The organism is Paraburkholderia sp. JPY465 (assembly GCF_050436725.1).
Taxonomy (GTDB): Bacteria; Pseudomonadota; Gammaproteobacteria; order Burkholderiales; family Burkholderiaceae; genus Paraburkholderia; species Paraburkholderia youngii.
On sequence record NZ_JBNDMT010000006.1, the window covers coordinates 1,166,748 to 1,187,871 of the forward strand.

General features: G+C 62.2%; 18 protein-coding genes and 1 pseudogene. 8 read left to right on the plus strand and 11 right to left on the minus strand.

The annotated features are described in order from the left end of the window. Positions 1 to 130 precede the first annotated feature (130 nt). Complete coding sequence (locus QFZ94_RS38735; protein ID WP_429463166.1) at positions 131 to 268, plus strand: hypothetical protein; 138 nt, start codon at positions 131 to 133, stop codon at positions 266 to 268. 20 nt (positions 269 to 288) lie between these two features. Here QFZ94_RS38735 and QFZ94_RS38740 read toward each other — a convergent pair whose 3' ends face one another. Continuing rightward, positions 289 to 1,011, minus strand: coding sequence for a LysR substrate-binding domain-containing protein (locus QFZ94_RS38740; RefSeq protein ID WP_429463169.1), 723 nt, complete (start codon positions 1,009 to 1,011; stop codon positions 289 to 291). Positions 1,012 to 1,102: 91 nt separating this feature from the next. Continuing rightward, positions 1,103 to 1,225 (minus strand): annotated as a pseudogene (locus QFZ94_RS38745) (LysR family transcriptional regulator); the annotation flags it as partial. Positions 1,226 to 1,394: 169 nt separating this feature from the next. Here QFZ94_RS38745 and QFZ94_RS38750 point away from each other — a divergent pair. The 5 genes from QFZ94_RS38750 (at position 1,395) to QFZ94_RS38770 (ending at position 7,244) form a co-directional block, all read left to right on the plus strand. After that, complete coding sequence (locus QFZ94_RS38750) at positions 1,395 to 3,233, plus strand: assimilatory sulfite reductase (NADPH) flavoprotein subunit (protein WP_429463171.1); 1,839 nt, start codon at positions 1,395 to 1,397, stop codon at positions 3,231 to 3,233. 8 nt (positions 3,234 to 3,241) lie between these two features. Further along, complete coding sequence (locus QFZ94_RS38755) at positions 3,242 to 4,975, plus strand: NADPH-dependent assimilatory sulfite reductase hemoprotein subunit (RefSeq protein ID WP_429463173.1); 1,734 nt, start codon at positions 3,242 to 3,244, stop codon at positions 4,973 to 4,975. Between the two features lie 65 nt (positions 4,976 to 5,040). After that, on the plus strand, positions 5,041 to 6,249 hold the full coding sequence (locus QFZ94_RS38760) for a class I SAM-dependent methyltransferase (RefSeq protein ID WP_429463175.1): 1,209 nt from the start codon (positions 5,041 to 5,043) through the stop codon (positions 6,247 to 6,249). Positions 6,250 to 6,307: 58 nt separating this feature from the next. Further along, complete coding sequence (locus QFZ94_RS38765) at positions 6,308 to 6,949, plus strand: peroxiredoxin (RefSeq protein ID WP_429463177.1); 642 nt, start codon at positions 6,308 to 6,310, stop codon at positions 6,947 to 6,949. Between the two features lie 76 nt (positions 6,950 to 7,025). Next, the gene (locus QFZ94_RS38770; RefSeq protein WP_429463179.1) at positions 7,026 to 7,244 is read left to right on the plus strand and encodes a DUF2945 domain-containing protein; all 219 of its coding nucleotides are present in this window, start codon (positions 7,026 to 7,028) and stop codon (positions 7,242 to 7,244) included. Between the two features lie 112 nt (positions 7,245 to 7,356). On the opposite strand, the gene QFZ94_RS38775 is transcribed toward QFZ94_RS38770, so the two are convergent. The 6 genes from QFZ94_RS38775 to QFZ94_RS38800 all read right to left on the minus strand — a co-directional run bounded on the left by QFZ94_RS38775 (position 7,357) and on the right by QFZ94_RS38800 (position 14,177). Beyond that, on the minus strand, positions 7,357 to 8,256 hold the full coding sequence (locus QFZ94_RS38775) for an NAD-dependent epimerase/dehydratase family protein (protein ID WP_368581317.1): 900 nt from the start codon (positions 8,254 to 8,256) through the stop codon (positions 7,357 to 7,359). Positions 8,257 to 8,357: 101 nt separating this feature from the next. Then, positions 8,358 to 8,714 (minus strand): STAS/SEC14 domain-containing protein, encoded by a 357-nt coding sequence (locus QFZ94_RS38780; protein ID WP_368581318.1) that lies wholly within the window; start codon positions 8,712 to 8,714, stop codon positions 8,358 to 8,360. A 169-nt stretch (positions 8,715 to 8,883) separates the two neighbouring features. Further along, positions 8,884 to 10,332 (minus strand): UbiA family prenyltransferase, encoded by a 1,449-nt coding sequence (locus tag QFZ94_RS38785; RefSeq protein ID WP_429463182.1) that lies wholly within the window; start codon positions 10,330 to 10,332, stop codon positions 8,884 to 8,886. Further along, the gene (locus tag QFZ94_RS38790; protein WP_429463184.1) at positions 10,329 to 11,855 is read right to left on the minus strand and encodes a glycosyltransferase family 39 protein; all 1,527 of its coding nucleotides are present in this window, start codon (positions 11,853 to 11,855) and stop codon (positions 10,329 to 10,331) included. Before QFZ94_RS38790 ends, QFZ94_RS38785 begins: the two co-directional genes overlap by 4 nt. Positions 11,856 to 12,141: 286 nt before the next feature. After that, the gene (locus tag QFZ94_RS38795; protein WP_368581321.1) at positions 12,142 to 13,020 is read right to left on the minus strand and encodes an ATP-grasp fold amidoligase family protein; all 879 of its coding nucleotides are present in this window, start codon (positions 13,018 to 13,020) and stop codon (positions 12,142 to 12,144) included. A gap of 338 nt (positions 13,021 to 13,358) precedes the next feature. Continuing rightward, positions 13,359 to 14,177 carry a class II aldolase/adducin family protein gene (locus QFZ94_RS38800; RefSeq protein ID WP_429463186.1) on the minus strand — a complete coding sequence of 273 codons (819 nt, stop codon included), beginning with the start codon at positions 14,175 to 14,177 and terminating at the stop codon, positions 13,359 to 13,361. A gap of 243 nt (positions 14,178 to 14,420) precedes the next feature. Here QFZ94_RS38800 and QFZ94_RS38805 point away from each other — a divergent pair, with 243 nt between their 5' ends. Together QFZ94_RS38805 and QFZ94_RS38810 are read left to right on the plus strand one after the other, a co-directional pair. Then, on the plus strand, positions 14,421 to 15,749 hold the full coding sequence (locus QFZ94_RS38805; protein ID WP_429463188.1) for an MFS transporter: 1,329 nt from the start codon (positions 14,421 to 14,423) through the stop codon (positions 15,747 to 15,749). 25 nt (positions 15,750 to 15,774) lie between these two features. Then, complete coding sequence (locus QFZ94_RS38810; protein ID WP_429463190.1) at positions 15,775 to 16,716, plus strand: LysR substrate-binding domain-containing protein; 942 nt, start codon at positions 15,775 to 15,777, stop codon at positions 16,714 to 16,716. Positions 16,717 to 16,948: 232 nt separating this feature from the next. Here QFZ94_RS38810 and QFZ94_RS38815 read toward each other — a convergent pair whose 3' ends face one another. The 3 genes from QFZ94_RS38815 to QFZ94_RS38825 form a co-directional block, all read right to left on the minus strand. After that, positions 16,949 to 17,434: a hypothetical protein gene (locus tag QFZ94_RS38815; protein ID WP_429463192.1), complete on the minus strand. Its 486-nt coding sequence runs from the start codon at positions 17,432 to 17,434 to the stop codon at positions 16,949 to 16,951. A 200-nt stretch (positions 17,435 to 17,634) separates the two neighbouring features. Continuing rightward, a complete protein-coding gene (locus tag QFZ94_RS38820; RefSeq protein ID WP_410851288.1) occupies positions 17,635 to 17,904 on the minus strand; it encodes a hypothetical protein in 270 nt (89 codons plus the stop codon). Between the two features lie 435 nt (positions 17,905 to 18,339). Beyond that, complete coding sequence (locus QFZ94_RS38825; protein WP_429463195.1) at positions 18,340 to 20,826, minus strand: ATP-binding protein; 2,487 nt, start codon at positions 20,824 to 20,826, stop codon at positions 18,340 to 18,342. Positions 20,827 to 21,124: the final 298 nt, after the last annotated feature.

Genomic DNA, 21,124 nt, shown 5'->3' on the forward strand with positions numbered 1-21,124 from the left:
TCGATATTGCGATTAGAGAAGTTGTCTTTCGTGGCTGATCAGGTTTGCAAATCCGAGTGGCTTTTCAACGTTGCCATCGACCGAGTCGATGGTTCCCAGTTAAGAAGCACAAATACGGTTGGAGAGCGTCATGAATGATCTACCTGCCGGCTCACATAAGATTCACTACGGCGGCACGTTTCATTTGCCGGCGGGTGTGGCCGGGCCGGACCCGGTGGACATGCCGCAAGACGTCACGCTGCTCATAACGGTCGGCTCCGCCCGATGATAGTCCGACCAATTCGGTCGTCACCGCTGTGACACGGATTCGCCCCGATCCGTCCGCCGCCTGCTACCGCGAACGGTCGGCCGTGAGCCCACCTCGTGGTCCGCGCGCGGTTCGTCAAATACAGTGGCGACGGCCCGCAGCCCCTGCCGGACCCGGTCGATAACGTTGCCTTCCTGGCGTCTCGCGTACACCACGTAGGCGGACCATGAGAATTCCGGCGCGCCCGTGACGAGGCGCAGACGGCCGTCCCGCAAGAACGGCTCGGCGGTGCCGATGCGAAAGTAGCCCGATCCGCCAACTGACAGCAGATAAGTCAGCGCCAACGGTCCGAGCGAAATGGACACAGGTGGACTACCGAGTTCAGGGAAGGCCGCCTGATGGTTTGCCTGAAAGCTCGGCCCCCAGTCGACATAGACATACTGGGCGGGGTCCATCGCGCCATCTGGCGCGCTCGTCACCATCACCAGCTTTTCTTCGACGAGCAGTTCCGAAACCAGGTCGGGACGTTGCGGAGGGTTGTAAAGAACGGCAATGTCGAGCGAGCCTTCATGCACGCGGTCGAGCAAGCGCATCGGGCTGTCCACCTCCGCGCGCAGTGCGATCTGCGGGCATTCGCGATGCATCCAGATGAGCCAGTCGGCGAGCAGCGGATGCCACAGGCTGAGTTCGCCGCCCAGACTGACACCCTCTTCGCGTCCGGGCGGGAGCGCCACATGCTGACGAGCTTGTTCCCACACCTGCACGAGGGTCGTTGCATGCCGGACGAAGCGTTCCCCCTGCCGTCGTCAGACGGGCGCCAGCCTTGTTGCGCACGAACAGGCGGCGTCCCAGCTGTTCCTCCAGGGTGCGGATGCGCGCGCTCACCGCCGTCTGCGTCAGGTGCAAACGCTCCGCGGCCGATATGAAGCTGCCACTTGCCGAGACTTCGAGAAAGGTGCGGGCCAGTGTGATATCCATCGTTTCATATCAAAATTTTTGCATTCAATTGCAATGATAATCCATTTGCGTGCGGATAACCGGTGGCGGAAAATGACTGTTGGTTCATCACCAAGCTGACCTGTCGAGGTCCGCGCGACACGCTCACGCGGACACCCGGGGGCAGCGTACGTCTGGAGTCGATAGAGAGATGGCTGTTGCGGAATTTCGGGACCCGGGGCTGACCGAGGTCCAGTGGGAACACATCAAGGCCCTCACGACCTCGCTCGACTCCCGGCAACTCGTCTGGGTCAGCGGATATCTCGCGGGGTTCGACCAAGCCAACACACTCCGAGCCGAAGCGAGTGCACCGGCTGCTGAAGCCCGCCTCGGCGGCACTTCGGCACGCCGGCTCACCGTGCTCTACGGCAGCGAAACCGGCAACAGCGCGGCGCTCGCCCGCACGCTCGCGGAGCAGGCGGCGCAACGCGGTCTCGTCGCGTCGCTGCATGACATGGCGAGCTACAAGGTTCGTCAGTTGAAGGACGAGCAGGATGTCCTCGTCGTCGCGAGCACTTATGGCGAGGGCGATCCGCCGCAATCGGCCACCGACTTCTTCGAGTTCGTCGAAGGACGCAAGGCGCCGAAGCTGAACGGCGTGCGTTTTGCCGTGCTTGCGTTGGGCGACTCGACGTATGAACACTATTGCGAGGCGGGCAAGCGGCTCGACCGCCGTTTCGAGGACCTCGGCGCCGAGCGCCTCGCGCAGAGAGTCGATTGTGACGTCGATTACGAACAACCGGCGAACGCCTGGATCGAGCAGACCCTTGCGCTTCTGGGCAGTAATTTATCCGCAGGCGGTCATCCGCTCAGCGCCGAACCGCGCGCGCCCGCAGGCGCTGTGGCGCAACGGCGGGCGGCCATCGACAGGCAACATCCGTTTCACGCCCGCGTCATTGAAAACATCGCGCTGACGGGGCGTGGATCATCGAAGGAAACCCGGCATATCGAACTGTCGCTCGAAGGCTCGGGGCTCAGCTTCGAACCGGGCGACGCATTGGGCGTGGTGCCGACGAATGATCCTTCCGTGGTACGCGCGGTACTGCAGGAACTCGATCTCGATGCCTCGCAAGCGGTCGATGTGAAGGGCAACGACACCACACTCGGCGATGCGCTCGGCGCGGGCTTCGAAGTCACTGCACTCACGCCGCGCTTTCTCGAGCATTGGGCACGGCTTTCCGGCGCGGCAGAACTCGAACGTCTCGTCGACAACGCGCATGCTGGCGAGCGAACCGCGTACATGCGCGGCCACCACATCATCGACGTGTTACGGCGGTTTCCCGTCAAGGGTATCGACGCGCAGCACTTCCTCGCCGCGCTAAGACCGTTGCAGCCGCGGCTCTATTCGATTGCATCGAGCCTCGCCGCGGCACCCGATGAAGTGCACCTGACCGTTTCGGCGCTGCGCTACGAACTGCACGGCGAACCGCGCGCAGGCGTAGCGTCGGGTCAATTGTCCGAGCGCATCGAGCTCGATGCTCAATTGCCTGTGTACGTACACCGGAATTCGAACTTCCGGCTGCCCGGAGGCGACGTGCCGATCATCATGATCGGCGCCGGCACCGGCATTGCGCCGTTTCGCGCCTTCATGCAGGAACGCGAAGCTCGCGGGGCCCACGGACGGTCGTGGCTTTTCTTCGGCGAACGCAATTTCCGCACCGACTTTCTCTACCAGACAGAGTGGCAACGGCTGCTGAAAGACAACGCGCTGACCCGGATGGACGTTGCCTTCTCGCGCGACCGGCGCATCAACGGCGAAGGGAAGACCTACGTGCAGCACCGGATGCAGGCGCAGGGCCACGACCTCTTCGCGTGGCTGGAAGAAGGCGCGCACCTATACGTCTGCGGCGATGCAAGCCGCCTCGCGCCCGATGTCCATCACACGCTTATCGAGATCATCGGCAGCGAGGGCGCGCTCGATACCGAATGCGCGCAAGCGTACCTTCAACAGCTTCAACGCGACGGGCGCTACCAGCGCGACGTCTACTGAGCGAGATGATGACCACCCCACATACCGAACCGGATCGCAGCCGCGACCTGTCACAGCCCGTCGAACGCTTGAGCGCGGACGAACGTCTGAAGGCCGCGAGCGACCAGTTGCGCGGCACGATCGGCGCAAGCCTGGCCGATCCGTTGACGGGCGCCGTAGCCGATACCGACACGAAGCTGATGAAATTCCACGGCATTTATCAGCAGGACGACCGCGATCTGCGCGACGAGCGCCGGCGGCAAAAGCTGGAACCGGCGTTTCAGTTCATGATTCGCGTGCGAATGCCAGGCGGCGTCTGCACGCCTGCGCAATGGCTCAAACTCGACCAACTCGCGCGCGAGAACGGCGGCGAAACACTGCGGCTGACGACGCGGCAAACGGTCCAATTCCATTGGGTGCTCAAAGACGACCTGCGACCTCTCATTCAGGGCCTGCGCGAAGTGCAGCTCGATACGATCTCTGCCTGCGGCGACGACGCCCGCGGTGTGATGTGCTCGATCAATCCGCATCTGTCGTCACTCCATGCCGCTGTCTATGATCTCGCACGCCGCGCCAGCGACCAGGCGATTCCACGCATGCGCGCTTATCACGAGACCTGGTATGGCGAGACACGCATCGAGGGCCCGGAGCCCGAGGAGCCGTTCTACGGCAAGACCTATATGCCGCGCAAGTTCAAGATTGGCTTCGCGGTTCCACCGGTCAACGACATCGATGTCTACACACAGGACCTCGGTTTTGTCGCCATTGCCGAGCACGGCGAACTGAAGGGATTCAACGTGGCGATCGGCGGCGGAATGGGACGCAGCGATCAATCGGCGGCGACCTATCCGCGGCTCGCCGACGTGATCGGCTTCGTCGCGCCGGATCAGGTGCTTGCCACCTGCGAAGCCGTGATGAGCGTTCAGCGCGATTACGGCGACCGCAAGGAACGCGCGCACGCGCGCTTCAAGTACACGATCGACGATCTCGGTCTCGACTGGGTCAAAGCCGAGATCGAACGGCGGCTGGGCTTCGCACTCGGAGAAGCGCACCAGTTTGCCTTTACGACGAACGGCGACGCACTCGGCTGGCAGACGGGCGACGACGGCGCGCATCACCTGACGCTGTTCATCGAGAACGGCCGCCTGAGCAACAGGCCGGACCATGCGCTGCTCGACGGTTTGCGTGCAATCGCGCGCGTGCACGTCGGCACGTTTCGCCTGACGCCTAATCAGAACATCGTGATTGCTCAGGTGCCCGACGCGAACCGCGAGCAAATCGAGCGGCTCGCCGAAGAACACGGCCTGCTCGCTCACGTTCGTGACAGCGCGTTGCGCCTGAACTCGATGGCCTGCGTCGCGATGCCGACATGTGGTCTGGCGATGGCCGAAAGCGAGCGCTACCTGCCGTCTCTCGTGACGAAGATCGAAGCCTTGCTCGAAAAGCACGGGCTGGCGGATGTGCCGATCACGATGCGCATGAGCGGCTGCCCGAACGGTTGCTCGCGGCCCTATATCGCAGAGATCGGACTGTCGGGACGCGCGCCCGGCAAGTACAACCTTTATCTGGGTGGCGGCTTTCACGGGGAAAGACTCAATCGCCTGTATCGCGAGAACGTCGGCGAACAGACGATCCTCGAGTCGCTCGACACGACGCTCGGCCATTTCGCCAGCGAACGCGTCGAGCATGAGCACTTCGGTGACTTCGTCATTCGCGCGGGTTATGTCGATGCCGTGACCTCGGGCCGCGATTTCAACCGTTGATCCAGCGTATTGCACGGTCTGCTTCGACGATGTCGCTTTACTTGCGGTCCATGAAGGAGAATTGGATGTTTTGGGAAAGAAAGCTGGCCTCGTGGGCGGCCGATCTTCGCGAGCACAGGAATTTGCCAGCACGCGTTTCGCTCTGGAATGGCCAGTCGCATGATCTTGGCGTATTCAGGCAGCCAGCCGTCACGCTGCACGCGAAAACCGCGGCAGTCACGCGACTGCTGCTGTCGCCGCGGCTGGACACGCTGGGAGAAGCCTACGTCCAGGGAAAGATCGATCTCGAAGGGGACCTGACCGACATCGTCGATATCGGCTATGCGCTCGCGATGGCTTCGCCGGAGGCGCAGGGCCGGTTGCACCGCCTCGCGCGACATCTGACTCATTCGAACGCGTCCGACCTGCGCGCGATCCACCACCACTACGATGTGTCGAACGATTTCTACCGGCTGTGGCTGGACCGCCGCATGGTCTACTCGTGTGCGTACTTCGAGAATGGCGACGAGGACCTGGCCACCGCCCAGCAAAAGAAGATCGACCACATCCTCGCGAAAATCCAGCTGAAGCCCGGGCAGACATTGCTCGACATCGGCTGCGGATGGGGTGCGCTCGTGATTCGCGCCGCGCGTAAATTCGGCGCGCGGTGTGTCGGCATCACGCTGTCGAAAAACCACTTCGAGTGGGCAACTGAACTCGTGAAAGCACGAGGTCTGACGGATCGCATCGAAATCCGCTTGCAGGACTACCGCGATGTATCCGGACGCTTCGATCGGATCACCAGCGTCGGCGTGTTCGAACATGTGGGGCGCCAGAATCTTGCCGAATACTTCGCGCACGTGGAAGGACTTCTCGCCGAAGACGGCGTGTTGATGAATCACGGCATCACGTCGACCGATGCGGAAAGCGGCGAGACGCCGTACGGCGGCGTCTTTATCGATAAGTACGTGTTTCCCGATGGCGAGTTGCCTCATCTGAGCCTCACGTTGAAGTCGATGCAGGAGGGCGGTCTCGAAGCGTTCGACGTAGAGAACCTTCGCAAGCACTATGCGCAAACCCTGCGGCTGTGGAGCGCGAATTACGAGGCGAACGCAGCGAAGCTGCGCGAACTGGTCGACGAAAAGACATTCCGGATCTGGCGTCTCTATCTCGCGGGCTGCGCTCACGCATTCGAGAACGACGAAGTGGCCATTTACCAGATCGTCGCGCGCAAGGCGGGCATCCGTGCCAGCAAGCTTCCGTGGTCACGCCGCTATATCTACGCGCCGAACTGATTCATTCCGCGACTCCACGAATTCTCCGTGGGGCGATCTAACCTGAGAGGTCAACATCATGAGTAGTCTTCGTCTGGGCGATACCGCGCCTGACTTCGAGCAGGACACGTCAATTGGGCGGATCCGCTTCCACGAGTGGGCCGGCGATGCATGGGTCGTTCTGTTTTCCCATCCCGCGGACTTCACACCCGTGTGCACGACGGAACTCGGTCTGACGGGGAAATTGCAGCCCGAGTTCGAGAAGCGCAACGTCAAGGCGATCGCCCTTTCAGTCGATGACGTCACATCGCACAAGGCATGGACGAAAGATATCGAGGAGACGCAGAAAACCGTGGTCGGATTTCCGATCATCGCCGACAAGGACAAAAAGGTCGCCGCGCTATACGGCATGATCCATCCGAACCAGTCGGGAACGGCTACGGTGCGCGCGGTCTTCATCATCGATCCGAAGAAGACCCTGCGGCTGACGCTGACCTATCCGCTCAGCATCGGCCGTAACTTCGACGAGATTCTGCGGGTCATCGACGCGTTGCAGCTAAGCGATGCACATCAGGTGGCCACCCCTGGCAACTGGAAGAGCGGCGACGAGGTGATCATTCCGCTCACGTTTCAGGACGAAGCCGTTATCAAAGAGAAATTTCCCAAGGGCTATCGTGCGGAGCGTCCGTATCTGCGCTATACGCCGCAACCCGGCGAATAACGGATGAGACGCTCGAGCCGGCTCAGGAACGACGAATGCTGCGATCCTATGGGTTCAACCACTGGAGAGCACAATCATGTCCCATCGACCGAAAACAGGTGATCGCGTCACGTGGAATACCCCGCAAGGCGTGACGACAGGTACGGTCGTCCGCAGGATCATCAGGGATACGGAACTGGAGGGTCAGGTTATCAGTGCGTCGAAGGATGACCCCCGATACGAGGTCGAAAGCGAGAAAAGCGGTCAGCATGCGGTGCATCGCGCGGACAGTCTGGAGAAGGTGCACAAGCACTGATCTGCGCGGGATCGAGAACGGCGCCATTGCACCCTTCAGCGTCGTTGCAAGGTAGGCAATCAGGACTCGCACGGCATGATTGGGCCGGCCGGGCACCGGCCCGCCATGCCTACTAGGCGATCTTCTTCGTTTCGTCGCGCCAGTAGTGTTGCTGTTTCCACCCAACAAGGCGCTTGAGCTTCTCATTGCTGAGCAGAGTCTCGAACTCGCCGAGTTGCTTTCTGACCGGCACGCCCGGGTAGTAGCGCCGGAGCAGTTCCGCGGTGGGCACGTCGGACGATACGTCGTCGGCCGCCACGTTCATGACCTGAAAGCCGAGACCGTCCTTTTCGATGGCGAGCCGGCACGCGCTCGCGAGATCGCGGCCGTCGATATAGCTCCACGCGATCCTCTTGCGCAGTGCCGGATCTTTGAGCCACTCCGGAAACTTCGCGTAGTCGCTGGGTTCGAGCACATTGCCGATACGGAAGCAGTAAATGTCGGAGCCGGTGCGCGCGTGAAACGCCTTCGCCGTCACTTCGTTGATCACCTTCGACGTCGCGTAGCTGTCCATCGGGTCCACCGGATATTCCTCGTCGAGCGGGAAGTATTCCGGACTGCGGTCGCGGTGCGCGAACACGATGCCGTAGGTGGTTTCGCTCGATGCCACGATAACCTTGCGAATGCCAAGCTTCGACGCTGCGTCGAGGATGTTGTACGTGCCCATCACGTTGATCCGGTACACCTCGTTGTCGGGCGTGATCATGATGCGAGGGATCGCCGCGAAATGCACGATCGCGTCGATCGGCTTGGGTTCGAGGTCGTTGGCGAATTCGCCCGGGGCCGTGCTCGATGCCAGCGCATTGAATACCTGGCCCGCATCGGTGATGTCCGTAATCAACGTGCGTGCGGTGCGCGTTGCCATCGGCACGCGATCGACATTCATCACCTCGTAGCCGTGCTCGACCAGGTCCTGGACGACCCATTTTCCGGCCAGGCCGCTGCCGCCGGTCACAATCACTCGCTTCGTCATGTGCTCCTCTTCTCCTGTTGTGCTTCTTGTGTGGATGGCACTGCATGTCGCTGATGCGGCAGTACCGGTCTCTGCTCAATGCGTCCGGCTGAAGACGACGTTCAGGCGTTGATCCAGGCCCGCGCCTGTTCCAGCTCGTTGACGCGAAACGCCTTGATTTCGGCCTTTGTAAAGAACCGCGCCAAATGCATCGACGCGTGAATCCAGCCCGCGTCGGCTACCACGGCGGCGCGCTTGACCTTGCGGGCGACGGAGACGCCGAGCGTCAGGTCGGTCCACAGTGCCTTCGGTTCGATGCCGCTGAAATGCTCGATACGTTCGAGCACGCGGGTCTTACCGTTCAGTTCAAGATCGCCGCGCATGCGCTCGATGGCTTCGCGCAGTTCGTGGTCGGTGATTTTGCCTTCGACGGATATTTCGATCACCGGTGAATCGGCTACGGTGTGATACACGATCATGGCGGGACCCCTGGCGACGGAGACGTTACACGCTCAGGCACAGATGAACCTGGCGTCCGATGGTGTTTTCATGGTACCGCTTTCCACACGCCCGGTCAGGTTGCGAGCGTATTGCAGAACGGCAGAGGGCGGCCCCGATAAGCGCACCATCCGACGCATGATCGCCGCTCTATAACGCCATCCAGAAACACGCCGCGCAGAGTGCGATCATGAGCCAGCTCGCGCGGTCCTTCGCCGCAAACAGCACTGGATCGTCGTGCATCTGTCCGCGATGGGCGATCAGCCACATGCGGCTGACCCAGTACAGCAGGATAGCGCACACCGGCCAGATCATCGGCGGGTGACGATAAAGCAGCGCGGTGTTGCGGTCCTGGATATAGAGCGCGAGGACCAGCACCGCGAGATAGCCGGATGCGGCGCCGAGCGATGAAATCAGCGCCAGGTCGTCGGACTGGTAGCCGCGCCCGCGTGTTTTCGTCAGCCCGCGCGCCTGCAATGCATGCAGTTCCGCATAACGCTTGACCAGCGCGAGGCTCAGGAACATGACCATCGAGAACGCGAGCAGCCAGAAGCTCAGATGTGCCCCGATCGCGGCTGCACCCGCCACGATGCGCGCGGTGTAAAGCGCGGCAAGCACCACCACGTCGACCATCACCAGCCGCTTCAGGTAAAGCGAGTACGCGAGCGTGAGCGCGTAGTAGGCGAGCAGTGCGAGCCCGAAGCGCAGCGGCAGGCAGCCGAATGCGAGTAGCGCGCCGCCGGCCAGCAATACCGGACACAACGCAACCCCCCTGCGTAGCGGTAACGCGCCGGATGCGAGCGGCCGATTGCGCTTGGAAGGATGATGGCGGTCGTCCTCGAGATCGATCAGATCGTTGAGCAGGTAGACGCTCGACGCACACAGCCCGAAGGCGACGAATGCGAGCCCCGCGGCGAGCGTTGTCGCCGGCTGTCCGAATTGGTGCGCGGTGAGCAGCGGCACGAAAATCAACAGATTCTTGAGCCACTGGTGCAGGCGCAGCGCTCTGCCCAGCACCTTCAGGCGCCCCGGCCGGGTCTCGATCACGCGATCGACATTGCCCTGCGCGAGCGCCACGCGCTCGACGCCGCGCTCCGGGTTCACGACCCACGCGCGCGCGGCGCTGGCCAAGACCGGCACGTCGTCGCGCGAATTGCCCGCGTAGTCGAAGCCGCGCTCCCCGAAGGCGGCGATCAGACGGTCACGCTTGCGTCTCGCGGACAGGTTGACCTTACCGTCGGTCGCATGGACCTCGTCGAAGCAGCCCAGATGATCCGCGATGGCCTGCGCGTAGCGCTGGTGGGTGGCGGTCGCAAGCACGAGCGCACGGCCGGATGCACGCTCCGCCGCCAACTGCGCGAGCAGGGACGCGTCATACGGCAGCCCGGTGACATCGAGATCCGTGGCGGCCGCGAGCCGCGCCTTCAGGCCCGCTTTGCCGCCACGCAGCAGCCAGACCAGCAGTTGCCAGCAGCGCAGCGGCGAAGTCTTCAGAAACGCCCGCGCGCACTCGATCAGAACGTCGGAGCGCAACAGCGTGCCGTCGAGATCGACGACGAGCGGCCGGCCGCGGTCCGGCGTGATCGGCGCATGGCTCACGACTGCGGCACGATCACGAACAGCTGGTAGGGACGCGCGGGCAACTCCCGTCCCCATGCGGTCTTGCCCACCTCGAGCGCAACCGGCGCGGCATGGCTTAGCGACGATCCGGTCGCGATGCAGTCCGAGTCGTCGCCACGGCACACGATCAGCGCGCCTTGGCGCGTGAAATCGGCGGGTGCAACCCAAGGCGTTGCTGCCGGCCAGTCGAGATCCCAGAAGCGGGCGCGGCCGCCGTCATAGAACACCATCGAAGCGGCCTCATGCGTCGAGCCCGCCACGATCGACAGCGGCCGGCTGGTGTGTTCGTGCCACACCGCCTGCGCGGCTGCCGCGAGTTCCGCGCGCGGCTCGGCCGCGTCGTCGGTATTGCGCTGCGCCCCCGTGTAGCCGACCACGGCGGACACCGCGAGCACCAGCGCCCAGTACACCGCCATCGCGCGTATCGCACGCTGCGGCGCGAACGCGACGCGGGCTTGCGCGAGCACGGCAAGCCAGAGCGGCACGATCGCGAACCACTGCGCCATGCCCCAGACCGAGGCCATCTGCGTCTTGCCGATCACGGACAGCACGCCCACGGCGAACAGCGGCCCCAGCGCGAGCCACCAGAGATCCGGGTGCGACGCGGGCCGAACGACGCTCAGCGCCATCAGCCGCGCCGCCCCGCGCGTGCGCACCATCAACAGCACGAAAACGAAACTGAGCGCGAGGTAGCCGATCTGCGCGAGCGTGTAGATGCCAAAGCGCCCGACCGCGGCGAGAAGCGTGCCGCCGGTGCGTTGCGCGGCATACTCGAGCGTCGGGAAATGATTGACCATCATCCAGTGCACGTGCGGGGCCAGCACGGCGACGCCCGCCGCCACCGCGAGCAGCGAATCGACGCTGACGAGGCGCGCCCGCCATGCGGGGCGTGCGAGCAACGCCAGCAACAGCCCGAGCAGCAGCACGATCGTGAAGTACTTGCCCAGCACCGCAAGCGCCGCGCAGGCCCCGAGACCGAGCGCCGCGCCGCCGCGCGCGACGCGGCTGCCCGCCTGCACGTAGCGGACGAAAAAGTAGGCGGTCCACGGCCAGACCGACAACAGGATCGAGTTGGGATTGAATTTGATGGCGAGATTCGAGTAAAGCGGCGATACCGCCATCGCAAGCCCGGCGAAGATCGCGATCTGGCGCGGCACGAAGCGCCCGGCGAGCGCGACGATCCCGGCGAGGCCGACCAGCACGTTCACCGCCGAAAGCGCGAAATAGGCGAGATCGGTATGTGGGAACACGCTGAACCAGGCCGCGGCGACCCACGACGAAAGCGGCGGGTGCTTGGCGTAACCGGCCTGCCACTCGATGCCCCAGACGTAGGTCTCGACCATGTCGCCCTGGATGTCCAGATTGCCGCGCGCGAGCCAGGCGGCGAGCGTCCAGACGACTGCGTGGAAGGGGAGCAGCCAGCCGAGTGATGCGATGCCTGCGGCGGCAGGTTGGTCGGAGGCCGAGGCGAGCGACGGAGGATTCGAAAGCTGGGTCGACATTGAGCGTTTTGGTCTGTGTGCCACCGTACCGGGCGGCGTTTTTAGCCCGGCATTGTAATATGAGCTTATGGAAGAGGTGGGCGAACCTGACAGACCACCCGGCAACCGATGGCGCCGATCGAGTAAAAAAGGCTTGATGGAGGAAGGACGCTCGCGGCGAAATTGACCCGTGAACGGGTCGCGTCCAGCGACTAACAGAGCTGAGTGCCGCTAATGGGCCTGGCAGTCGCAGTCGGCCGCCAGGCTGATGGAGAGGAACGCCGTCACGACCACACTGCAGACACCCTCACGACAGAAGACGTCCCCATTCATAATCGACCCGATCGGGCAACATGGGACTTACGCCAGCCCCCGGCGTGAAAGTGAGTTCGCCGAAGAACACCCGGTCAGATGGTGCGTACAGGTCGACGCGAACATAATCGAAACCCTCGGACAGAAGCGCCGCCGTATCGAGCAACAGCTCCAGATTGTTCGGTCGCGGTGCCGGCCGCGTGCTGCGAAGGTAGGGAGCAAACTCGAGGTCGATACGGTTCCATTGTGCGTCGTATGTGTCGCCGCGCGTGTTGCTTCCGAAACGGTCTGAGATGACGAAGATATACATCACGGGTCGTCCCGATCCGTTCGCAAAGCAGTGAACCTTGTAGTCGGCTGGAATCATGCCGTGCTCGTCGAGCAGCAGACTCTCGAAGTAAATGCGTGGCTGAATTCCTCGGTAGTGCCGTTCCCGCGCATTTCTGTAGAAATTGGTGGAGAGCCATTGGCTGGCGAGGCACTGGAGATGTTCGAAACTCTGCTGCGACTTGTCCCGGACGATTTCCACAAAATTGTTTCCATGGTTCGCCTTCATGACAAAGGAATTCGGCAACATGTCGAACGTCTTTTGCGTAAAGTCCGAGGGCGCGGAGATGATGGGGATGAGGTATTTCTCACCGATCTTTTCTCTGACGTAATCGCGCACGGTCAGTTTGTCGGTCAAAGCGCTGTATCGCGAGTCCGGCCGCAAGCAACGTAGCAGGATTTTCTCGTTGTAGGTTGTGGGGTGAAAAAGTTTGGGGAAGCGCCCGATGCGCTTGCGATGTAGCAAGCTGAGGAAAACCGCATCGGGAAGAAGCTGTTTCGCGTTGTCTTTCGTCCATTGAACAATGGATTGGGACGGGTAGGTCATTGCACGTCTCCCAACAATGACTACGCACGGGTATCAATATTTCTGAAGCTGCGACTGACAGAAGTTCGATGCAGGCTCAGAGGTTATGATCATTCGGCAAGAAGCCAACGTCAAGAGCGGTGACGCGACAAATATCGCATCACGTGGAGTAGATATTGATATTCACAAAGCGAGGCCGGCTGATACGGTGATCGCTTGCATACTGCCGCGAATGCGCTCGGTGCCAATGATCAGAAGTAATGGGCCGCTGACCTTGTTCCTGATGTATTCGCAATGAGCGTCATGAGCGCTCGAAGTGGAAGGTACCGTACGCACGTGTATCGTCGCGTTGATCACGACTACATGTCGAGCATGCGCGCGTAGTCGTTGAGGTCGCTGTGTTCGCGCAGTATCTGCTTGAATAAGCCCTGAAAACCGAGCCAGGCGACGTAGTCTGACGCCAGATGCCGGCGCGTCGCGCGTGCCTCTTCCGCGCTGAGCGGCTCGAGCGGGCCGGCCGCCTCTGCCAGCAACTGCACCTGCGCGCACCGCTCCATGGCGATGAAGCGATACACGGCCGAATCCACGTTCGATCCCACCGTCAGCAGGCCGTGATTCAATAGGATTGCGGCCTTGCACTCGCCCATGGTCTGCGCTATACGCGCGCCCTCGTCGGTGGCGAGCACGACGATGTCTCCGCGAAATACCACATGGTTTTCGAAGAACAGACACGCTTCCTGATTGATCGGCGCCAGCAGCCGTTCGCGCGCGGCGAACGCGCGGCCATAGGTCGTATGCGTGTGCACGGCGGCCGCCGCCGCATGATTCTGGCGATGCAGCCCGCAATGAATCGCGACCGCCGCCGCATTGACCGGCCCACTGCCGTGGTGCACCGCGCCCTTGTCGTCGATGCACATGAGATCGTCGGGATGGATGGTCGAAAAGTGCTGCGCATATTGATTGACCCAGTAGCGGTCGTGATGCTCGGGATCGCGCATCGTCACATGACCGGCGATGCCCTCGGTCAGCCCGAAGCGCGCCAGCAGCCGGAACGCCGCCGCGAGCTTGAGCTTGCGATGCCGCCGCTCGGTCTCGTGGTCTTTATGGACACGCGGAACCGGCAACGCTCCGCCGATGGGAGTGGGAATCTGATAATCGTCGGAGTCGACCGAGCACATGCGGCACCCTCGATGAAAGAGACGGGACATTGTTATTCTGGTGCGCCAGAAGTGCCGCCGTCCATGGCGGTTTGCGCAATGTCGTGTGAGATTTCGGCACCACTCGCCACGAAGGCCCGTCGCGCATGGCTTTGCACGAGGTTATGCCGAAGCGTCACAGGACAGATACTTTTCGTGGATTGTCATGGAAATTCGGCTAGTGCTAAATGAAGCCACGAAAGGACTCGTGCCCGGACAACACCCATGCAGACTCTCGATACCCAAAGCGCGTTGCCGCCCGATCTGATGAAACGCATCGTGTGGCGGCTCGCGCCGCTGATGGTGCTGATGTACGTCGCCAACCAGCTCGATCGCGCCAATGTCGGCTACGCGGCATTGACGATGAACGCCGAACTCGGCATGAGCGCCGCGCAATACGGGCTGTCCGCGAGTCTGTTCTTTCTGGGCTACATCCTGTGCGAAGTGCCCAGCAATCTGTGCATGCATCGCTTCGGCGCGCGGCGCTGGATGACACGCATACTGGTCTCCTGGGGCCTGCTGTCGTCGCTCACGAGCTTCGTGCCGAACGCGCAATGGCTGTATATCGCGCGGTTCACGCTCGGCGTGTTCGAGGCGGGGCTGTATCCCGGCATGGTCTACTACCTGACGCTGTGGATGCCCGCACGCAATCGCGTCTGGATGATGTCGCTCTTCACGATGTCGATCCCGCTCACCGGCATGATCGGCGCGCCGGTGTCGACGTGGATCATGGAGCATGCGAACGTGTTCGGCATCACCGGCTGGCGCGCGATGATCCTGCTCGAAGGTCTGCCCGCTATCGTGCTCGGCGTGGTCGCGTGGTTCTATTTGCCGGACGGTCCTCACGCATGGCGCGGCCTGAGCGAGAAAGACCGTCAGACGATCCGCGCGGCGCTCATCGGCGAGGAGCAGGCCGCGTCCGCCGCCGTGCAGCCCGGCAACGCGCGCCACGCGCTCACCAACCTGAAGGTCTGGGGCCTCGGCCTGGTTTATTTCGGCATCAACTCGGGCATCATCGGACTGCTGTATTTCCTTCCGCAGGTCGTGAAGACCTTCAAGGGTAGCGCGCAGTACTCGCTCACGCAGATCGGCCTGATCACGTCCGCGCCGTTCGCGGCCGCGGTGGTCAGCGTGATCGTGTGGGGACGTATCGTGAGTCGCAAGCGCATTCATGCGCGCTACGTCGCCGGACCGATGTTGCTGTCGGCAATCGCGCTCGCAAGCGCACTCTATCTGTCGTCGCCGCTCGCGACCATCGCGGTGCTGGCGGTCGGCACGTCCGCGTGCTTCTGCAGCATCAGCACGTTCTGGCAGTTGCCGCGAAACATCCTCACCGATCGCGCGGCGGCGGCGGGGATCGCGCTCATTACGAGCATCGGTGTATCGTCGGGCTTTCTGATGCCGTATCTCATCGGCTGGGTGCGCGATACGACCGGCACGTTTCAGCTCGCATTCATCGGCATTGCGGTGGCGATGACCGCCGGTGCAGTGCTTGGGATCGTGCTCGACACCGAACGTCGGCGCGAGCCCGCCGCAAGCATGGCGCTAAAATGAGCGAACTTCCTATGGAGACCCGCTCGTGTCATTGCGTAGAGGAATTCCGAGCCTGACGGCGTTGCAGGCCTTCGAGGCGTCGGCGCGTCATCAAAGCTTCTCGAAGGCCGCCACTGAACTGCAGCAGACACACGGCGCCATCTGCAAGAAGGTCAACGAACTCGAATCCAGCCTCGGCGTCGAGTTATTCCGGCGCGTCAGCCAGCGTCTGGTGCTGACCGATGCGGGCGCCGATTACGCGCATCGCATCCGCGTGAATCTCGAGCAGATTCGCCAGGACACGCAGCAACTCGTAGCCAATCGCGAACGCTCGACGCTGCGCGTCGCGGTAGGCGTCACCTTCGGCGCGCAATGGCTGGTGCCTCGGCTGCCGGCTTTTCATCGTGCGCAGCCGAACATCCAGGTACGGCTGATTGGCCGTGATCAACCAACGTACTTCCACGACCTGAACTTCGACGCCGCGATTCACTTCGAGCAGTCGCCGCTGCCGGGACTCGCGAGCAAGGTGCTGATGGCGGACGACGAAGTGTGGATGGTCGCCTCGCCATCAATGGCCGATGAACTCGCCGCGCAGGACATCGTCGAGATGCCGTGGATTCATACGCGCGATCTGCCCGCCGCCTGGATGACGTGGAGCGAAGCCGCCGCGCACGAAGCCATCGAACACACGCCGCGCAACGGCAGCGACCACTCGTTCGACTTCTTCATCATGGCGATTCGAGCAGCGGTCGCGGGCCTGGGCCTCGCGCTATTGCCGCGCGTGCTGATCGAGCAGGAGCTGGCGTTGGGCCAGTTGGTGCGCATCGGCGGATATGCGGCGATCAATGCGCAGAAGACTTATCTGATGTTTCCGGAGCAGCGGCGCGAGTGGGCGCCATTCGTCGCTTTCGCCACATGGCTGGACGAGGAGATGACACGTTATCGCGCGCAACGTCGAGCATTGCCGGAAGAAGCGCCGCAATGCTGACGTGTCGAGCAACGCTATTGGGGTGAATGGCAACGGCGTGCTTTACCGTGGAAGCTTTCGAAAGTCTGGGTGGCTCGCACAAGACCGAATACGACTTCGAACCCTCGCTACTGGCATGCTCAATCCTGCGATTGATAGGAAAACTTGGGCATGCGATCTGACGCGACTGCGCGTGCGAGATTTTTGCGAGGGAACCAGTTTCGGAGTCGACCGCATGGGTCGGCGCATATCGCTAATTCATATTCCAGGTGATCTTGTTATTCACCTCGACCGCATGCGTGCCCACGGCGGGTGGGTGCAATAGCTGTCCCGAGAATGTCCCCGAACCGCTTATTCCTTTGTACTTGCCGGTACCTCCGGTCAAAGTTTGAGTGTCCGTTTCAAAGGTGAGGTTGATCTTGTCACCGTCCACATCAGTTTCGGTGCAAGCACCCTTTACTTCATATTTGCCGCTTCTAGCGCTTTCATAGAAAAGGCATTGAACCGACATACGATCGAAAGGTTTTTCGCCGACCGAATTGCGCGTGATCCCGAACCCCTCAATCAGCAAACTGGACCCTTGATCGCCCATGTCGATGGTGGCCAGTTCGTGGTTGATAGCGTAATTCGTGTAGGTCGTGCTACCGTGCCGAGGCATATCGAACATCTGGGCCAATGTCGCGCCGGCGGAAACAGTCATGGATGCGGCCAATGCCAATTTTCTTAACGTTGATTTCATTTTCCCTGCTCCGTTGACTACTTCGAAACTCGTACTACATTGCGGGCTCCACAGAACTGTTATAGATACTTGGTTTGAATAGAGATAGTGTGGGTAATGCTTGCAGAAAGGGTGCGATGCACCCTTGCTGCAAGCAAAACACTCCTGCGACGGCGCCGGCCAGTGACTTCGGTCAGCCGTTGCATGATCGGACAGTCGCCTTATTGACCGCTCTTCGCTGTATTTAGGGCATCGTTCGGCGGCATCGAGTGCGTATCGGACTCGTTCTTGCCGAAATCATTTTTGCCCGGTATCGCATCCAACGGGCTCGACACAGGGTCTCCGTTACGTGTCATGCCGGAAGTTGCCGCGCCATGCGCGCTACCTCCGCCGCTTCCACCATTGCCATTTCCGCCCCCCTGAGCAAACGCGACGCCTGCCACCATAGTAACGGCTGTGCAAGCCAAGGCCACCTTCAGTGCATACTTCATGATGCGTCTCCTACAAGTTCGACGAGATTGATTCGCGTCGGGACTGATGTGCCGCTCACGACGACAAACCGTTTGCGTGGCGGCAGTGCGCAAGCGGTTGAATTCGGCTCGAATACGCTGGATGCGCGTGAGCGAGGGCCCGTGATGAGGATTAGTCGCGCGCCGCCGCCATTAATGACGCAGCGGTCGCCGCATCCATGCTCGATTCGTTGCAATATGCGAGTTCGCTGGCAAGAGCAGCGTAGGCACGGCGGGGTCGGGTCGCACGAAGGGATGCCGAATCAACGCCGAAATTGCGCCGAAAGATGTGACCACGACGACGGCGTATTGAAGGCAATCGGTTCGATTGGTGGAAGATGACTTGTGCTTCAGGCGGGCGCGGGCAGCCGCGGTTTCCGGTGCAATGAGTCCAAATCCGCCGCGTCGCTTTTCGTTCTATCGAGCCGGAAATGCCATTGCTGTGACTTGCTCGACATCGAGCCGCGCGCCTTCGCTGGCAAATCGATCACGTTCTTCGGGCGTGAATGACGAGCGGACAATGTCTCGCGCATGCTCGTAGCTGGACACCGCATGCGGAGGTATCCAATCGCGGTAACCAAGGTCTGCCTGCAGAAGGCGCCTGTCAATCCAGGCAATTGTCCTCGCGGCGTCGGCGAGACGGCCCTGCCGCACCAGCAAATGCGCTACGTAGCAGTAGGGACAGGTCATCGGACCATCCGCATGCATCGACAGCGTGCAAGCGCTGCGCAATTCAAGCTCAGCCGTTTCGATGTCGTCGAGATAAACGAGCGCCGCGCCGCGTACAACCAGGATTTGCGACCGCAGGTGGACACTTCCGGTCACGCTGGCGCTGTCGAGAATATCGTTACATCGCCGCAATGCGGAAGCGAAGTCGCCCGCCATCAAGTCGCAGGCGGCCAGCAAAAATTGGCAGCGGTCTCCGAAGAAGCTGTCGCCACGGCGATGCGCCTGCAATGCAGCATTGGCTAGTCTTCGCGCTTCCTCGGGAGTGCCATCGATATAGTACGTGCAAGCCGCTCTGCACCAATCGGTGTACGTTTGCAACCACGACGGCCATGCGTCGTCGAACAGGGCTTCTGCCTCGGCCAGTGCTGCCTTCGCCGCGTCGCGATCGGTCAGCATGGCAAACTGGAGCGCTGCAACCATCAAGGAGCTGAAGACTCCGAAGCGGTCGTTCAGGCTTTGAAAGAGTCGAGCCGCCTTCAGTGCCGAAGCGGCCTGGCGCTTCGTCTCCGTACGCATGCGCAGGTCCGCGACGGCAAACCAGAAGCGCGCTGCCAGTCGAGGCGGCATTGACTCGTCCACCCAGGGCTCGATCGTGCGGTACAGCCGCGCGCCTTCGTCGTTGAAGCCGCGTGCATCCCATAGCGTGTCCGTGGCGGCGGCAAGCTCGACCGCGATCCGGCGATCGCCCGTTGGTCCAAGTGCCCACGCCACGGCTGCGCGCACATTGTCCAGGTCTGGCGCGATGCGACGCATCCGCGCCAGAGGCTCCTCGAAGGGATCGTCTCCGCTCAGGTTCTCCGCTAGCGCTTCGGCGTGGCGCCGGCGCGTCGCATCCAGCGCACCAGCGACGGCGAGCCGCTCCAAGGCAAAGGACCGGCTGCTTTCGAGCAGCCGGTAGCGCGGCATTCCGCCGCCTTCAATCATCACGAGCGATTTGTCCACCAGCGAGGCCAGGTGATCAATGACTGCCCAGCTATCGATTGTCTGGTCGCTCGCTGCGCGCTGTGCGGCTTCGAGCGAGAAACTGCCCATGAACACGCCGAGCCGGTCGAACACGGTCTGCTCGGGCGCCGTGAGCAGCCCATAACTCCACTGCAGCGCCCGCCGCAAAGTCTGATGGCGAGGCAGCGCGGTTCGAGTTCCGCCCGCTAGCAGCCTCAACCGCTCGTCGAGCCGCAGCCTCAGCCCATGCAGTCCGAGGAGCGCCCCCCGCGCCGCGGCGAACTCGATCGCCAGCGGAATCCCATCGAGCCGCCGACAGATCTCGACCACATCGCCCACGTTGCCGCTGCCGACCGTGAACTTCGGATCGGCGGCCTGGGCGCGGGCGACGAACAGCTGAACCGCGCCAAAGCCCAGCGCGACGGTCGCGTCGGCGCTCGCGGGCACGGCCAGCGCGTCGAGCCGGAAGATCTGCTCCTGATCGATATGCAACGGTTCCTGACTGGTGACCAGCACCCGCACGCCCGGTGCGGCGGCCACGATCCGCGCGACCAGGTCCGCGGCAGGTTCGAGCAGGTGTTCGCAGTTGTCCAGCAACAGCAGCAGTCGCTGATCCCTGATCAGTTGCACCAGCGACGTGAGTCCACCTGCTTCGAGCGCGATCTGGTGCCCCAGCACGCGCGCCACGGTCGGCACGAGAAGTTGAGCGTCCGCCAGCGAGGCCAGTTCGACGAGCCAGGCGCCGTCTGCATAGTCGTTGCGCAGCCGGTGCGCCACGGCCTGCGCCACCCGTGTCTTGCCGATGCCCCCGGGGCCCACCACGCTGACGAGCTGGCAGATTTCCAGCAAACGCGCGAGCGTGGCGATGTCGTCCGCACGCCCATAGAGCGGTGGCATCTGGGCCGGCAGATTACCGGCCGCGCGTGCTGACCTCGTCAGGGAAGTGCGGCCTTCTCCGGCCAACCCATCGAACGTCCGCGGCTGTGAATAGGTCGTCTGGTCCAGACCTTCGCGAGAAATCGACCCGATTGGCTGGACGTCAAAGATATAGCCCCGCCGCGGCACTGTTCGAATCAGCTGCTGGCGTCGATCGCCCAGCGCCGCGCGCAATTCACCGATGCACTGCACCAGCGAATCGTCAGTGACGATAACGTCGCGCCACACGGCCTCGATGAGCTCGATTCTGCCGAACAGGCGGCCGGGGGTGCTGCGCCAGATGCAGCAATAGCGCAAAGGTCTTGGGTCTGAGGGCAACAGGGCGTCCCTCGACGCGCAGTTCGCCGCGCCGTATATCGATGTCGAATCCACGATAGTGCAGTACAGATACGCCGGTCTCGCTGACGGAGCCCAGCGTCGTGATGAATTTCGCGGATTTTCCGTCGTTCATTCGGCCGATCGTCGTGTGAGTCGACGCCTCCCTGACTGCCCTTGTCCGTGCCAACGACCCCGCCGGGTCTAACCGCGTTGGAATGGACGCCGCCACTCCGTTCGGGGGCGCACGCGGAGTTCGCATCTACCGTGCCACTTTCGT

Bases quoted from the DNA above. Each gene is read 5' to 3' on its own strand.
- QFZ94_RS38780 (WP_368581318.1), bottom strand. From the start codon at position 8,714: ATGATCGTGTATCACACCGTAGCCGATTCACCGGTGATCGAAATATCC.
- QFZ94_RS38805 (WP_429463188.1), top strand. From the start codon at position 14,421: ATGCAGACTCTCGATACCCAAAGCGCGTTGCCGCCCGATCTGATGAAA.
- QFZ94_RS38735 (WP_429463166.1), top strand. From the start codon at position 131: ATGAATGATCTACCTGCCGGCTCACATAAGATTCACTACGGCGGCACG.
- QFZ94_RS38775 (WP_368581317.1), bottom strand. From the start codon at position 8,256: ATGACGAAGCGAGTGATTGTGACCGGCGGCAGCGGCCTGGCCGGAAAA.
- QFZ94_RS38815 (WP_429463192.1), bottom strand. From the start codon at position 17,434: ATGAAATCAACGTTAAGAAAATTGGCATTGGCCGCATCCATGACTGTT.
- QFZ94_RS38790 (WP_429463184.1), bottom strand. From the start codon at position 11,855: ATGTCGACCCAGCTTTCGAATCCTCCGTCGCTCGCCTCGGCCTCCGAC.
- QFZ94_RS38820 (WP_410851288.1), bottom strand. From the start codon at position 17,904: ATGAAGTATGCACTGAAGGTGGCCTTGGCTTGCACAGCCGTTACTATG.
- QFZ94_RS38760 (WP_429463175.1), top strand. From the start codon at position 5,041: ATGTTTTGGGAAAGAAAGCTGGCCTCGTGGGCGGCCGATCTTCGCGAG.
- QFZ94_RS38750 (WP_429463171.1), top strand. From the start codon at position 1,395: ATGGCTGTTGCGGAATTTCGGGACCCGGGGCTGACCGAGGTCCAGTGG.
- QFZ94_RS38765 (WP_429463177.1), top strand. From the start codon at position 6,308: ATGAGTAGTCTTCGTCTGGGCGATACCGCGCCTGACTTCGAGCAGGAC.
- QFZ94_RS38795 (WP_368581321.1), bottom strand. From the start codon at position 13,020: ATGACCTACCCGTCCCAATCCATTGTTCAATGGACGAAAGACAACGCG.
- QFZ94_RS38755 (WP_429463173.1), top strand. From the start codon at position 3,242: ATGACCACCCCACATACCGAACCGGATCGCAGCCGCGACCTGTCACAG.
- QFZ94_RS38770 (WP_429463179.1), top strand. From the start codon at position 7,026: ATGTCCCATCGACCGAAAACAGGTGATCGCGTCACGTGGAATACCCCG.
- QFZ94_RS38800 (WP_429463186.1), bottom strand. From the start codon at position 14,177: ATGTGCTCGGTCGACTCCGACGATTATCAGATTCCCACTCCCATCGGC.